This is a genomic window from Paenarthrobacter histidinolovorans (assembly GCF_014647595.1).
In the GTDB taxonomy this organism is placed as follows: Bacteria; Actinomycetota; Actinomycetes; order Actinomycetales; family Micrococcaceae; genus Arthrobacter; species Arthrobacter histidinolovorans.
Genome location: NZ_BMPM01000005.1, coordinates 38,646 through 53,170 on the forward strand (window position 1 = coordinate 38,646; position 14,525 = coordinate 53,170).

Below are 14,525 nucleotides of genomic sequence, written 5' to 3' on the forward strand. Positions count from 1 at the left end.
GGTGAGGGGAGAGCCCACGGCAAGACTCCTTAAAAAGAGAAGCACACTTACTATTGGCTTTCAACGGGTCCCGGGGGTTAGTCTCGAAAGGTAGCCACAATCACGGATCGGAGCCCTCCATGGAAGACCCGCGACTCGCCGAGCCGACCACAGTGGTGGCCGATATCCAGGACCTGCTGCTGGACACCCCCGACGTCGAAGCGTTCCTGGAAGAGCTGGCCAGGCATTCAGCGGCCATGTTCAGCACCCCTGGCAACGAGGTCTTCTGTGGCATCACCCTCATGCGGCGACGTTCCGCAGGAACTGTGGCGAGCAGCGGCGAGCGCGCCCGCATGCTGGACGAACTGCAATACAACTTCGCCGACGGGCCATGCCTCCGCGCCTGCCGGGACATCACCCAGGTCTACATTCCGGATTTCGAAACCGACAACACTTGGCCTGAGTACAACAAGATCGTCACCGAACACGGAATCCGCTCCGTGCTCGCGGTGCCGTTCCCCCTCAGCGATGACGCGGCGACGGCTGGCCTCAACCTCTACTCCGAGCACCCCAACGCGTTCGACCAAGCTGCAGTGCAGCGCGCCAACGATTACGTGGAACAGGCCTCCAAAGGCCTCCGGCTTGCCGTGTTGATCGCGGAGCACAGCCAGACCGCCGCCAATCTGCGGGCAGCAATGGAGTCCCGCACAGTGATCGACGTGGCAACTGGCATCATCATCGCGCAGAACCGCTGCACCCAGGAAGAAGCCATCGAGCTCATCAAAAAAGCCTCCAGTAACCGGAACGTCAAACTCCGGGTAGTGGCCCAGGCAATCGTCGAATCAGCCGGCGGCGGGAACGTTCAGACGTACTTTAAGTAGGGCCAGCGCTGTGTAGCGCCAACGTAGCGCCCATTCTCTACAGGGCCGACTCAGTGCCACGTTAGATCGGAAGGCCCCTCAGGACGGATGGGCTTGGGCAGTGATGTCGAGCCCGGCCTCCTTTCTAAAGGAGACCTCTCTATCGCTGTCGGGGTCGCCGATATACCAGACCAGACGGCGGCCCTTTTGTCTCTCTTCAACATGGAGGGGTGTAGATCGGGTGATAGTCCCCTTTATCTCGATCACGACGTACATCTGTTCCCCTCGCTCTTTCCAGTCGGTTTTCCAACTACCCGTGATCGGACTCGTTGAGTTCCAGTCAGGTGAGCCGGACGGAGGGATTTCAGGATCTTCGTGAGCGAGGCCATTGGGTACGCCCGTTCCGGAGTAGGTGCCGTTAGCCAAGAAGACCAGTTTCGCCTCCTGACCTTGCGGGCCTACCGCCACCCAAGTGCCCTCGACTTCGGACGCGCTGACTTCCACTCCATAGGGGAAGTAACAACCCGTTAGTGTCAGGACAAGGGCTAACCCAGCTCCGGCGAGAACTTTCCTTCGTGCTACCAACTCTGTTCCTCCAACCCCCAGCTTCCATGGGACTACTAACCTGCTCATACACTGGGCTCTCTCCTCCGATCCGAGGTGCTGGCATTCAACCGATTCCGTGGCGAAGGTCCCTAAGCGTTTTGACGCCTTCTTGACGAAGCATCCTGACCGTCATGAAAATCACCAGGGCATGCACAAGGACCAAGCTAAGCGTGGGGCCATATTCGCTGAGGAACACCGCCATCATCGCGATGGACACCAGCGAGTAGATGATGGCAGCAACCAGTGGTGCCGGGCTCATCGTCCCTAACCCGCGTAGATTCCAAATCCCAATGAAAAGGCCCGCGAAGGCCAACACCCCGAATCCAGCAATCACGGCTACAACAGAAGCGATCCAACCGCCCGGTACCTGCGTTCCCGAAGACTGGTGCTCAAGGAGTTGCCCGTTGACCTGAATCGTATTCACGACAGTCATCCAGGTCGTGGACAGCCCAAACATCAGGTAGATGAAGCCCAGGCAGTACCGCCTGAATCGCGTCTCTCCGTCGGGAACATCACGCGTGGGCGATGCATGGACGTCGGGCAGCACTCCGTCGTCCGTTCTGTCTGTTTGAAGATGCAGTTCTTCGCCCACCGGCGTTTCCTCTCGCGTTCGGCGAAGCGACCATTCGTTCCGCCTCGACATGTAAACCGGCCTTACCGCGCTGCCGCCTTCTCGCGAGTATAGGTCCCCCGGAATCCGCTGTACGCCCATGCATGAGCGGGACGCTTAGGCTTCTGTCGCAGCCATCGGTGGGGCGCTATCTTGCGAAAACGAAGAAACCCAAAACGATTGCTCCACACGGGGTTCCGGGCGCTCGAGCGGGACGGAAACCCCGACCCGGGCAATGGTGCGTACGACCTAACTTGGGAGCCCAGAGAAGTCCGGCTGCTCATCACCCACGGCCCGAAGGTTCGCAATATCGCACGGAGGTAGTCAACGCCCACAACCCCGGCGCCCCCAGCCGCCCCGAGCGGCACCTACAGCAGGCCGCGCAAAACCAAGGCGGCGCCGTCGTCGAGCACTGACGCGGTGACCTCGTCCGCAACGGCGAGCACCTCGTCGGGAGCCTGGCCCATGGCGATGCCGCGGCCGGCCCAGGTGAGCATCTCGATGTCATTGCGTCCGTCCCCAACGGCCACCGTGTTGGCTTGGTCCGTGCCAAGCCGGCGACGGAGAGCCTCCAAAGCGCTGGCCTTGGTGACGCCTTCAGCGGCAATATCCAGCCAGGCAGTCCAGCCCACCGAGTAGGTCACCCCGGAAAGACCAATGTGCCTGATGGCCTCGTTGAACTCTTCGGATGTGTTCTCGCTGCTGAAGACCACCACGCGCACGGCTGTGGCATCAAGCATGGTCTGGAAGTCGACGCCGATGGACTCCACGCCGAAGCTGGCGTCCTGAAAGCGCTCCGTGGAGAGGAAGTTGCCGTCCTCGTCCTCCAGCGCGTACTTGGCGTTGGGCAGCCGTTCCCGCAGCGCCTTCAACGCAGGAGCGGGATCGAACGTTGCCTTGTGGATGATCTCGTAGCCCGATTCCAAAGCGGGATCCAGGCGAAGGGTGACGCCGCCATTGCAGCAGACGGCGTACCCGCGCTCCATGCCGATCTTTTCGATGATGGGCAGGGTTGCGTTGAGGGAACGTCCGGTGGCGATCATGACGTCGTGCCCCTTGGCGACCACTGCCTGGGCTGCTGAGCGAACCTCGGGAGTCATGTGGCCATCGTGGTCAACCAGGGTGCCATCGACGTCCAGGGCGATCATGAGCTTGTTGTTTTCATTGGGCTGGTCATCGATGCCAGCAACTGGAGTATCAGTCAAAATAGTCATGCTTCCAGTACACCAGACACCTCGGACACTGAACTAGGACCGGCGCCACAGCGGACGATTAACGGCGCATGAATACTGTCCTCAAGGCGCGCTCCTGAGGATGACGAGCTGCTGCGTCGCCCGCGTCATCGCCACATACCGGTCCACAGCGCCCTCGATCCCGGCGCCGAAATCGTCCGGATCGATGAGGACCACAAGATCGAATTCCAGGCCCTTGGCCAACTCCGGGGTAAGCCGGCTGACCCGGTCCCGCTCCGAACTCACTTCCACGGCCGGCTGTCTGATGACGCACGCGGTACCTTCACTGTTCGCAGCCAACCACGCGTCCAGGATCCCCTCCAGCTCTCCCTCCTTGCCGTGGACCACCGGGATTCCACTGCTTCGGACTGAGGTTGGCACGTTCGCGTCCGGCAGGACGGCACGGATCACCGGTTCGGCTTCCTCCATGACCTCTTCGGGCGTGCGGTAGTTGATACTCAGACCCGCCACCGACACGTTGTCCATGCCCACCCGCCGGAGGCGTTCTTCCCACGATTCCGTGAACCCGTGCCGGGCCTGGGCGCGGTCCCCCACCACCGTGAAGCTCCGTGATGGGCAGCGAAGCAGCAGCATTTGCCACTCAGCATCCGTCAGTTCCTGTGCCTCATCCACCACAATGTGCGCAAACGGTCCGGCCAGAACATCAGGATCGACCAGCTCTGCGGCGTCTTCGTCCACGAGCTTGTCCCGCATGTCATCGCCGCGCAGCATGTACATTTCCAGGTTTTCGGAGTCGTCGGCGGCAATCAGGTCATCCACTACGCGGTCCATGAGTTCGCGCTCGGCAGCCAGGGTTGCGGCCCGCTTCCTCCTTCGCTTGGAAGCCTCGGGGTCGCCCAGGCGCAGCCTTGCCGCATCCAAAAGGGGGAGGTCAGCAGTGGTCCATGCCTCCGGTTTATCGCGGTGAAGCGCGGCCCTCTCCCCGGCCTGCAGGTGTGGAGCGCACAACCGGAGGTAGGCGGGCACCCGCCACAGGTCCCCCACCAGGGCTGCGTAATCGAGAAGCGGCCACGCCCTGTTGAACGCCGACTGCAATTCCGCGCTCCGGTTCAACGTCCCGCGCCGCAGGCCCTCCGGCACATCGTGCTCATCCAGCTTGTCCGCCAGGATGGCAAGCAGCGCTTCCCACACGTCATCCCTGGCCTCATTGTGGGGCATTCCCGGCTCTGCGGCGTCAAAGGCCTCGGCCCAGTCGTCGCTGCCCAGCCAGAGGTCGGCATACGGCGTCTCTACTTCCATGCCCTCCGCGGGTGGTTCTTCGTAGAACCGCACAGCGCGTTCAATGGCTTTGACCATCTCAACGGACGATTTGAGCCGGGTCACCTCAGGGTCACGTTCGACGCCGGCACCGGCACCGGCACCTTGGGGGACAAGGTCGCGCAGAGTGCACGTTTGCACGCCCTCCTCCCCCAGGCTTGGGAGGACATCGGCCACGTACGCCAAGTAGCGCTGATGCGGACCCACAAAAAGTACGTCGCTCCTCATGTGGTTGTTGCGGTGGCTGAGCCGGGGATCGGAGTACAGAAGGTAGGCCGTGCGGTGCAAGGCGACCACCGTCTTACCGGTACCCGGTCCGCCGTCGACCACCAATGCCCCACGCGACCCGGCACGGATTATCCGGTCCTGGTCCGCTTGAATGGTCCCCAGAACATCCCGCATCCGGGGTGAGCGGCTGCTGCCGAGGGTCGCGATGAAGGCGGACTGGTCATCAAGGGCGGCATTTCCTTCCATACCGTCAGCGGTGAAAACCTCGTCCCAGTAGTCGGTTACCCTGCCACGGGTCCAGCGGTACCTGCGTCGGCTCAACAGGCCCATCGGGTTGGCATGCGTTGCTCCGAAGAAGGGCTCGGCAGCCGGTGACCGCCAATCGATCAGGAGCCTGCGCCCTTGACTGTCCGTGAGACCGAGCCTGCCGACATAAACCGGTTCCGGATTGCCGGTCGTCACCATGCGGCCGAGGCACAGATCCAGTCCAAAGCGGCGCAGGGCCCGCAGCCGTGCCGTGAGCCGGTGGATCTCCTGATCACGGTCCAAGGCAGCTTGCCCCCTGCCGCCTGGCTGCTTGCGGGCAACCTCGAGCCGGGCAGAGAGATCAGCGATGGATTCGGCCAAGCTGGTGGAGATCGCGTCGAATTGTTGCTCATCGGCGCCGATCAGCTGCGGATCGGCTTTGCGCTCAAGGTGCCCGGGCAGGGCAAAGGCACTGGTTCCCAGGCGGTTGATTTCAGGCATCCCACGACTCCCTTTTTGCGTTGGTTATGGGGTTCGGGGATCAATTGTTCGGCACCAGGGGGGCCTTGCCGCAAGCCCCCGGGTGGGATATACATTGAATATGGAAGGGATAATTCCCTTCCTTTTTTGTGCCCGTTTTATCCGTCCGGTATTTACCGCCAGCTGTAAGGTGGGCGGATGCCTTCACGATTGACCGAAGCCCAGCTCTCCGCCCTTTACGATGTGGAAAATCAATGGGCGGAGGACGACGATTTCTTCCTTGCCTTCGTGAATGAACAAGCGAACCGGCGTGTTCTGGATCTTGGGTGTGGGACGGGCAGGATCAGCTTGGCCTTGGCTGCGCACGGACACAGCGTGATGGGCATTGACCCAAATCCCGGCTCCCTGACGGCCGCCCGTGCGAAACCAGGCGCTGATGGTGTCCGGTGGGTCGCTGGTACGTCGGCCGAGATCCCGGACACGGAAGTGTTCGACGTGGCGATCATGACTGCGCACGTCGCCCAGGCAATTCACGACGACGGCGGATGGTGCCGCACGCTTGCAGACGTGCGTCGTGCGCTGGCACCCGGCGGTCGCCTCGCTTTCGATTCCCGCGACCCGGCAGCCCGGGCTTGGGAACGATGGAACCCGGAGAACACAAGGATCACCCACACTCTCCCCGATGGCTCTTCAGTGGAAACCTGGAAGGAGACCTTCCTTGATCCGGAAGCCGGGGGTCTGGTTGCTCTGACCGAGCACAGATCCCTGCAGGGCGCCCCTGCGCAGACGGAAACCTCTCTGCTGGCCTTCCGCACAGTGGACCAACTACGCCAGGACCTCAGCACGGCGGGCTTCGCGGTTGAGGATATTTTTGGAGGCTGGTCCGGAGAGAGTGTGGGCACGGGGCAGGGCGAACTGATTTTCCTGGCTCGCAAGCCTGCCTGAGCAACAAAAAAAATCCCGCTCTTCCCCGTTAATCACGGACAAGAGCGGGATCCGCCCGCAGTGGGAAAGCTAGAGAACCGGCAGGACCTCAAGGCCGCCAAGGTACTTCTGCAGCGCCTTGGGAACATTGACGGAACCATCCGGGTTCTGGTGGTGCTCAAGGATGGCCACGATCCAACGCGTAGTGGCCAGGGTGCCGTTCAGCGTGGCGACGGCACGCGTTCCCTTGGCTACGCCTTCTTCGTTGACAACGCGTTCGCGGATGTTGAGGCGACGGGCCTGGAAGGTGGTGCAGTTGGACGTGGACGTGAGCTCGCGGTAGGCGTTCTGCGTGGGGACCCAGGCTTCGCAGTCGAACTTGCGGGCCGCGGACATGCCCAGATCACCGGCAGCGGTGTCAATGACGCGGTAGGGAAGCTCGCACTTGGCCAGCATTTCCTCTTCCCAGGCCAGCAGGCGCTCGTGCTCGGCGGCAGCTTCCTCAACGGTGGTGTAGATGAACATTTCCACCTTGTTGAACTGGTGCACGCGGATGATGCCGCGGGTGTCCTTGCCGTGCGAACCGGCCTCGCGGCGATAGCAGGAGCTCTGGCCCGCGTAGCGAATGGGGCCGGCAGAGAGGTCCAGGATTTCGTCGGCGTGGTAGCCGGCGAGGGCCACCTCCGAGGTTCCCACAAGGTAAAGGTCGTCTTCAGCGAGACGGTAGATCTCGGCGTCGTGCTTTACATCGAAACCGGTGCCCTGCATGGTCTCGGGACGAACCAAAGTGGGGGTGATCATCGGCACGAAGCCGGCGTCGATCGCCTGCTCCATGGCCATCTGCAGCAGCGCCATTTCCAGCCGGGCGCCCACGCCGCGGAGGAAGTAGAAGCGTGAGCCGGAAACCTTGGCGCCGCGCTCCATGTCGATCGCGCCGATCAGTTCGCCGATTTCCAGGTGGTCCTTCGGCTCAAAGTCCGTGAACTCACGCGGTGTGCCAACCGTCTTGACCACAACGTAGTCGTCCTCGCCGCCCTCGGGTACGCCGTCCACCACCAGGTTGGGGATGACGCGCAGCAGCTCATCCTGCTTGGCCTGGGCAGCGGCCGCCTCTGCGGACGCAGCCTTCACCGAGTTGGCCAGTTCCTTGACCTCGGCCAACAGGGCCTGCTTTTCCTCACCCTTGGCCTGGGCCACCCTTTTACCGAAGGCGTTCTGCTCGGCGCGGAGGGTCTCGTGGCGGATCAGCGCAGCACGGCGGTCGGAGTCAGCGGAGATGATCGCGTCCACAACGGACTCGTCGGCGCCACGGGCGCGCTGGCTGGCACGGAACTTGTCCGGATTTTCGCTGAGGTCTTTTACGTCGATCACCACACAAGAGTATCGAATCAGCCACGGATTTCCGGTCCGCGCGGCCAAAAGCCGGCAGTCGCCCGGACGCGGCAAAGTGAGGGCTGTCCATGAGGATAGTGTTGGAGCACGATGAACGACTGGATCCTGTACGTGATTCTCGCTGGGGGCGTGGCTTTTGCCGTCTCGAGCTGGTGGGGCGTGCGCAGGCTTAAAGCCAGGCACATCCGGAGCGCCGTGCGGGAGGAAGCGCACAAGCCGGGCCCGGGAGACCAGAAGGTCGCCGTGATCCTCAACCCCGTGAAGAACAACGCGGCATTGGCCCGCCAGGCAATCATTGACGCTTGCGACCTCGCCGGTTGGGACGCTCCAAAATTCTTTGAAACCACAGTGGAGGATCCCGGTTACGGTCAGTCGCGCCAGGCTTTGGCGCACGGGGCCGACGTCGTTCTGGCGTGCGGCGGCGACGGTACCGTACGCGTCGTGGCCGAGTCGCTGGCGCATAAGAACGTCGCCATGGGCCTGGTCCCGTTGGGCACGGGAAATCTGCTGGCACGGAACGTGGACCTGGACGTCACGAACCTTGCCGAGTGCATCCAGACAGCGTTGTTTGGCCACCAGCGCTACATCGACACCGCCACCATGGGGATCGAGAACGACATCACGGGGACCAGCGGAGAGCACACCTTCCTGGTCATCGCAGGCATGGGCCTGGACGCCGAGGTTGTTGGTGACACCAAAGAGGACCTCAAGAAAAGCGTCGGCTGGCTCGCCTACACGGAGGCGGGCGTCCGGCACTTGCCCGGCCGCCGAAAACGCGTCACCATCACCATGGACGATGAGCCGGAGCAGGCGCGCAAAATCCGCAGTGTCCTGTTTGCCAACTGCGGCTTGATCCCTGGAGGCATCGACTTCATCCCGCAGGCCATGATCGACGACGGCATGCTGGACATCGTGGTGATGAGCCCCCGCAGTGCCTTCGGGTGGCTCGCCATGTACACAAAGGTCCTGTTCAAGCACAACCGGAACCTGCCCATGATGAGCTTCTACCGGTCCGGGAAAGTGGTGATCCGCAGCCAGGAACCCATGGCCACGCAGCTCGACGGCGACCCGTCAGGTGAAGCGACGACTGTCACCGTTCAGGTGGCCCCGGCTTCCCTGCTGGTGCGGGTGCCGAAGGCGAAGTCCGCCTAAACCGAACCGGCGTCCGGCTGGGCGGCGTTTGCTTCAGCTTCCTCGGTGGCGGCTTTTGCGGCCGCGCGGGCCTCGGCCTGCTCCTTGATCATTGCTTGTTCTTCTTCAAAGCGGAGCCGGTCTGCCCGATCGGCTTCATCGCCATTCCAGTCGTCCTGGTTTTCGCCTTTGGGCTTCGGATTGACGATCATGCCCTGGCCGTCTTTGTCATCCCGGTGAACAGACATGACCGCTCCTTTCGTTGACGCATTCATCCATCGTTTGTGGATCAAGCAAGCATACGCACAGTTACGCCGAGGGGAAAGGGCGCTGACTGCGCCTTGTGGACTACGCTTACTGGCCCTTAAGGATCGAGTCGACCCAGGCGTGCGCGGACGCGAAGGCAGCGTCCGAAGTATGCGGGGCCACCACGGCAGGCTGCATGTCCGCCCGGGCATATGAACCGAGGAAGCGTGTCGCCGGGCTGATGCGGTGCAGGCCGGCCAAGGCATCGGCCACCCGGGAATCGGCTGCGTGTCCGTCGGCGTCGATGCTGAAGAAATAGTGGCCAAGGTACTGTCCGGTGGGCCGCGATTCGATGCGGCTAAGGTTCACGCCGCGCGAAGCGAACTGGTCCAGGATTTCCATGAGGGCACCGGGGTGGTCCTCGGGCAGCGGCACAACAACGGTGGTCTTGTCGGCACCGGTCCGTTCCGGCAAAGCTCCCGGCCGGCCCACCAGGATGAACCGCGTCACGGCGTCGGGTACGTCCCCGATATCCTCGGCCAGAACGTTGAGCCCCGACTGTCCGGCAGCAACCAGTGGTCCGCAGATGGCCGCTTCGTAGGGCGCATCCTCGTCCAGAAGCCCCATCGCTGCTGCCGCTGTGGAAGACCCCGGCATGTAGTCGACTCCAGGCAGGTTCGCGTCCACCCAGAGCCGGCATTGCGCCCAGGCGTGCCCGTGCGTGGAGATGCGCTTGATGTCGGAAAGCCCGACGCCGGGCCTCGCCACGAGCACGAAGGTAATGGGAACAAGGGCCTCGCGGACGATCCGGAGTTCCTGTCCCGTGGCGATCGCGTCCAGCGTGGCAGTAACCCCGCCCTCCACCGAATTTTCGATGGGAACCATGGCCGCGTCCGCTTCACCCCGGCGCACCCGTTCGAGTGCCGTATTGACGTTGGTGCAGGGAACCCGTTGGGCGTCAGCAGCACCCGGAACCTGCAGGAGGGCCGCTTCAGTGAACGTGCCTTCGGGTCCCAGGAAGGTGTAGGTAGCTGCTGACATTGAGTATTCCTTGTCGGTTATATACGTGGACGGTGGGCTACAGGACAACCGGCTTGAGGCCGTTGTCGGAGACCATCGGCTTGCCGGCTTCGAACCACATGTCCATGCCTCCGGCCACATTCACGGCCGAATAGCCCTGTCCCACCAGCCACTGGACTGCGCGGAAGGACCGGCCACCGGTGCGGCAGATGACAAAGAGGTCCTCGTCCGGGTCCAGTTCGTCCAAGCGTGCAGGCAACTGGTCCATGGGGATGTGGCGTGCACCTTCGGCGTGCCCGGCAACCCACTCGTAGTCTTCACGAACATCCAGGATGCTGGCGTCGGCCGGAATGTCGCCCACTGGCACGGTATCGAAGTCGCTCATGGTGGATCCTTCCCATCGTTTAAGGTCAGCATCCAGCCTAGTCCCCGGAGCTTGACGCCGTAACGTGGCGGACGGCTTCGCTTGCGCGCAGTGGCCTTGGCGTTAAGACTGGTTCCCAAGCAATCCCTCGTAACCGGCTACTAGGAGCAACCCATGTCTGCTGGGCAACCCACGATTTTGGCCACCTCCGGCGGGTACAAGCCGGGTGAGCGGACCAGGATCGAGTTCAACCACCTGATGCACTACGCAGTGGAACTGTCCGGCGTAGCGGGCCGCGCGCCCCGGGTGACACATATCGGTACGGCGTCCGGTGATCAGCGGTGGTGGGCCGCTGAGATGGACCAGGCTGCGCGCATCGCCGGGTTCGACTTCAGCCACCTTAATCTCTTCACGATGCCCAACATCGAAGATCCGGAGGCCCATCTGCTGGAGCAGGACGTGGTGTGGGTCAATGGCGGCTCGGTGGTGAACCTGCTGGCCGTTTGGCGGGCCCACGGACTGGACCGGATCCTGCGGAAGGCGTGGGAAGGCGGTGTGGTGCTGGCGGGCGTTTCTGCAGGCTCCATCTGTTGGTATCAGGGCGGTGTGACGGATTCCTTTGGTCCTGAGTTGCAGCCCGTCACCAACTCGCTGGGCTTCCTTCCCTATGGCAACGGGGTCCATTACGATTCCGAGGCCCGCCGCGCGCCCGCAATCCACAAGCTCGTGGCCAACGGCACGCTGGGCGAGACGCACTGCACGGACGACGGCGTGGGGCTGGTTTACCGGGGCACGGACCTTGTGGAGGTGGTGTCCGAAATCAAGAACAAGGCCGCGTTCCGAGTGACTGCGGGTGCCGGCGAGAGCGTGGACGCCGTGGCTGTGGAGGAACGGTTGGAGTCGCGTTTCCTTGGATGACCCGTCAACGCAGGACCTTTCCCGGCTGACCGCGGTCCAGTTCCGCGACGCCCTCGCCGCAGGGGAACTCTCCGCCCGGGAGGCAGCGGCCCACTTCTTGTCCGTGATCGAGCAACGCAACCAGCACCTTGGCGCCTTTGTCACTGTTACCGCCGGGCAAGCCTTCCTCGATGCCAAGGCCGCCGACGCCCTGCATGCCCGGCTGGCCCGGGAAGGACGCTTGGAAGAGTTGCCCCTGCTGCACGGCCTGCCCACCGCCTTCAAGGACCTCACCGACGTAGCCGGCGTCCCAACCACTCACGGCAGCGCCGCGTTGGAACACAAACCGGCCCCGGAGGACGGAGCCCTTGCGGCCACCTTGAAGCGTCAGGGCGTCATTTCGCTTGGCAAGACCCAGGTGCCGGAATTCGGGTTGACGGCCTACAGCGAAAACCGGGTCGCGCCGCCGTCGCGCAATCCGCATGCACCGGGGCGAAGCTCCGGCGGTTCGTCGGGAGGCAGCGCTGCCGCGGTGGCTGCGGGACTTGTCCCTTTCGCACCCGGGACCGACGGCGGCGGGTCCATCCGGATTCCGGCTGGCGCCTGCGGACTGCTCGGGCTGAAGCCAGGGCGGGGCTTGGTCCCTGCCGGCGCGGGTGCCGGGGATGCGGCCAAGCTGGTGGTCGCCGGACCACTCGCCCGGAACGCCTCGGACGCGGCGCTGCTCATGGATGCGCTGGTCCCCCGGGAACAAGCGCCCGACGGCGGCTTCCTCGCCAATGTCGGACGGGCACCGGGTTCCCTGAGGATTGGCATCAGCCTGGACAGTCCGTGGGCCGGGATCTACCCCTTCGAGATCGAAAGGGAAGCGCGGGATGCCCTGGATCAGGGCGTGAAGCTGCTGGAAGAGGCCGGCCACAGCGTGGGCGAAGCGGAAATCCGGTACGACAACCGCTACCCGGAAGCGTTCACCGCTGCCTGGACTGCCGGCGTCGGTAGTGCCCGGATAGCACCCCAGCGCGAGCCTTTGCTGACGCCCCTGACCCGGACGTTCAGGCGCCGGGCGCAACAGCGCAGTGCTTCCAAAGTCAGCGAGGCCCTGGGTTTCCTGCGGCAGTTTGAGCACGACACCATTGCGCAGTATGCCGAGTGGGACCTCATCCTGATGCCAACACTGGCGCAAACGCCGCGGCCCATCGGGTGGTTCACGGGCGGCGGCCACAGCGGCGAACCTTGGCCGAGCGAGTGGGCGGGCGACGCGGATGAGGACTACAAACGGCAATGCCAGTACGCACCGTGGTCATCGATGGTGAATGTGTGCGGGCTGCCCGCCATCAGCATTCCCGTTCATACGACGACGACGGGACTGCCCATGGGTATTCAACTCATTGGTCCGGCAGGTTCCGAGCTGAAACTCCTGCAGCTTGCGCGCTCCCTGGAGGCCTCGGCAACGCCTGTCTAACATACGGAAGGTGGTTGCCTGGGGCATTCATCGATGTGACAATGCCCGCAGTCAGTGCCAGCATTAAGAAAATGAGCACACCCCAAACCACGGCTGAGTCCGCAAAGCCAGCGGGCGATACGTCGTTCTTCGGCCACCCAAAGATGTTGGCCAGCCTCTTCTCCGTGGAAATGTGGGAGCGATTCTCCTTCTACGGCATGCAGGGAATCCTGCTCTACTACATGTACTTCACCGCCGAACAGGGCGGTCTCTCCATCGACCAGGGCCTCGCTGCTGGTTTGGTGGGCGCGTACGGTGGCGGCGTTTACCTGTCAACAATCCTCGGTGCCTGGCTCGCCGACCGTCTCTTCGGCTCCGAAAAGGTCCTCTTCGGCTCAGCCATCATGATCATGGCCGGCCACATCGCCCTGGCACTCCTGCCCGGAATTCCGGGCCTCATTGCGGGCCTGGTCCTGGTTGGCATCGGTTCCGGCGGCCTGAAAGCCAACGCGACTGCCCTGGTTGGCAGCCTGTACGGCGAAAAGGATGAACGCCGCGACGCCGGTTTCTCCATTTTCTACATGGGCATCAACATCGGCGGACTCATCGGCCCCCTGGTCACCGGTTTCCTGCAGACCAGCTTCGGCTTCCATGTCGGCTTCGGCGCAGCGGCCGTTGGAATGGCGATCGGCCTGGTCGTGTACTCGTTGGGCCGCAAGAGGCTCCCCGAGGAAGCACACCGCGTTCCCAACCCGCTCCCGGCCAAGGACCGGACTCGATACGGGCTCATTTTCCTGGGCATCCTGGTGACTATCGGCGTCTTGCTGGGCACGGGCATCGTCAACGCCAACAACCTCGCCCGGAGCATGGCCTATGCCGCCATCGCTGCTTCGGTGATCTACCTGTTCCTCATTTTCCGCAGCCCCCTGGTGACTGGCGTGGAGCGCAAGCGCGTGATCGCGTTCATCCCGCTGTACATCGCATCGGCTGCCTTCTGGGCACTGTTCCAGCAGCAGTTCACGTTCATCGCCGTGTACTCGCAGGAGAAGCTGGACCGGAATCTGTTCGGCTGGGAGATGCCTGCCGCTTGGGTCCAGTCCATCAATCCCGTCTTCATCATCATTTTCGCGGGCGTGATGGCCGCGTTGTGGACCAAGCTGGGCTCCCGGCAACCGAGTTCGCCGTTGAAATTCTCCGCGGGCCTGCTCATCATGGGCATCGCGTTCCTGGCGTTCATCCCGCTTGCCGGTGAAGGCAAGACGCCGCTCCTGGCAATGGTGGGGATCCTGTTCCTGTTCACTCTGGCGGAGCTTTTCCTGTCCCCCATCGGCCTGTCCGTGAGCACCAAGCTCGCCCCGCAGGCCTTCCACACGCAGATGGTGGCGCTGTTCTTCCTGTCAGTCTCGCTCGGAACTACCCTGGCCGGTATCCTCGCCGGGCTGTACAACCCTGACAACGAGCTCCCCTACTTCCTTGGCATTGGCGGCGTGGCAGTTGTCCTGGCCGTTGGCTTGGCTGCTGCTTCACCGGCGATCAAGAAGCTGATGGGCGGCGTACGCTAGGACTTTCGCCCAGCGACACGCAAACGGAC

At 63.2% G+C, this 14,525-nt stretch carries 14 protein-coding genes; 6 read left to right on the forward strand and 8 right to left on the reverse strand.

Annotation, left to right across the window (positions count from 1 at the left end; all coding sequences use genetic code 11):
* Nucleotides 1-119 precede the first annotated feature (119 nt).
* Entirely contained in the window at nucleotides 120-860 is a 741-nt protein-coding gene (locus tag IEY62_RS12845; protein ID WP_189018429.1) for a GAF and ANTAR domain-containing protein, read from the forward strand.
* A 78-nt stretch (nucleotides 861-938) separates the two neighbouring features.
* Here the strand turns inward: IEY62_RS12845 and IEY62_RS12850 are convergent, their stop codons facing one another.
* From IEY62_RS12850 to helR, 4 genes are all read right to left on the reverse strand, one after another.
* Nucleotides 939-1,472, reverse strand: coding sequence for a hypothetical protein (locus IEY62_RS12850; RefSeq protein ID WP_189018431.1), 534 nt, complete (start codon nucleotides 1,470-1,472; stop codon nucleotides 939-941).
* Nucleotides 1,473-1,509: 37 nt separating this feature from the next.
* Nucleotides 1,510-2,037, reverse strand: a complete 528-nt coding sequence (locus IEY62_RS12855; RefSeq protein ID WP_189018433.1) for a hypothetical protein — start codon at nucleotides 2,035-2,037, stop codon at nucleotides 1,510-1,512.
* Nucleotides 2,038-2,423: 386 nt separating this feature from the next.
* Nucleotides 2,424-3,269: an HAD family hydrolase gene (locus IEY62_RS12860; RefSeq protein WP_189018435.1), complete on the reverse strand. Its 846-nt coding sequence runs from the start codon at nucleotides 3,267-3,269 to the stop codon at nucleotides 2,424-2,426.
* Nucleotides 3,270-3,350: 81 nt separating this feature from the next.
* Nucleotides 3,351-5,540 (reverse strand): RNA polymerase recycling motor ATPase HelR, encoded by a 2,190-nt coding sequence (gene helR / locus IEY62_RS12865; protein ID WP_189018437.1) that lies wholly within the window; start codon nucleotides 5,538-5,540, stop codon nucleotides 3,351-3,353.
* 177 nt (nucleotides 5,541-5,717) lie between these two features.
* On the opposite strand from helR, the gene IEY62_RS12870 reads away from it, so the two are divergent.
* Nucleotides 5,718-6,464 (forward strand): class I SAM-dependent methyltransferase, encoded by a 747-nt coding sequence (locus IEY62_RS12870; protein ID WP_189018439.1) that lies wholly within the window; start codon nucleotides 5,718-5,720, stop codon nucleotides 6,462-6,464.
* Nucleotides 6,465-6,533: 69 nt separating this feature from the next.
* Here the strand turns inward: IEY62_RS12870 and serS are convergent, their stop codons facing one another.
* Entirely contained in the window at nucleotides 6,534-7,814 is a 1,281-nt protein-coding gene (serS, locus tag IEY62_RS12875) for a serine--tRNA ligase (RefSeq protein WP_189018442.1), read from the reverse strand.
* Nucleotides 7,815-7,925: 111 nt separating this feature from the next.
* Between serS and IEY62_RS12880 the strand changes: the two genes are divergently transcribed.
* A complete protein-coding gene (locus IEY62_RS12880; protein ID WP_189018444.1) occupies nucleotides 7,926-8,987 on the forward strand; it encodes a diacylglycerol/lipid kinase family protein in 1,062 nt (353 codons plus the stop codon).
* On the opposite strand, the gene IEY62_RS12885 is transcribed toward IEY62_RS12880, so the two are convergent.
* The 3 genes from IEY62_RS12885 to IEY62_RS12895 form a co-directional block, all read right to left on the reverse strand.
* A complete protein-coding gene (locus IEY62_RS12885; RefSeq protein ID WP_189018446.1) occupies nucleotides 8,984-9,214 on the reverse strand; it encodes a hypothetical protein in 231 nt (76 codons plus the stop codon). The two genes, IEY62_RS12880 and IEY62_RS12885, sit on opposite strands and share 4 nt — an antisense overlap.
* Nucleotides 9,215-9,320: 106 nt before the next feature.
* Complete coding sequence (gene pheA, locus IEY62_RS12890; protein ID WP_189018448.1) at nucleotides 9,321-10,253, reverse strand: prephenate dehydratase; 933 nt, start codon at nucleotides 10,251-10,253, stop codon at nucleotides 9,321-9,323.
* Between the two features lie 37 nt (nucleotides 10,254-10,290).
* Nucleotides 10,291-10,617, reverse strand: coding sequence for a rhodanese-like domain-containing protein (locus IEY62_RS12895; protein ID WP_189018450.1), 327 nt, complete (start codon nucleotides 10,615-10,617; stop codon nucleotides 10,291-10,293).
* A gap of 153 nt (nucleotides 10,618-10,770) precedes the next feature.
* Here IEY62_RS12895 and IEY62_RS12900 point away from each other — a divergent pair, with 153 nt between their 5' ends.
* The 3 genes from IEY62_RS12900 to IEY62_RS12910 are packed head-to-tail and all read left to right on the forward strand — an operon-like array spanning nucleotide 10,771 to nucleotide 14,496.
* On the forward strand, nucleotides 10,771-11,514 hold the full coding sequence (locus tag IEY62_RS12900; RefSeq protein ID WP_189018452.1) for a Type 1 glutamine amidotransferase-like domain-containing protein: 744 nt from the start codon (nucleotides 10,771-10,773) through the stop codon (nucleotides 11,512-11,514).
* Nucleotides 11,507-12,955 carry an amidase gene (locus tag IEY62_RS12905; protein ID WP_189018454.1) on the forward strand — a complete coding sequence of 483 codons (1,449 nt, stop codon included), beginning with the start codon at nucleotides 11,507-11,509 and terminating at the stop codon, nucleotides 12,953-12,955. Before IEY62_RS12900 ends, IEY62_RS12905 begins: the two co-directional genes overlap by 8 nt.
* 41 nt (nucleotides 12,956-12,996) lie before the next feature.
* Nucleotides 12,997-14,496 (forward strand): peptide MFS transporter, encoded by a 1,500-nt coding sequence (locus IEY62_RS12910; protein WP_189018456.1) that lies wholly within the window; start codon nucleotides 12,997-12,999, stop codon nucleotides 14,494-14,496.
* The last annotated feature ends 29 nt before the right edge of the window (nucleotides 14,497-14,525 follow it).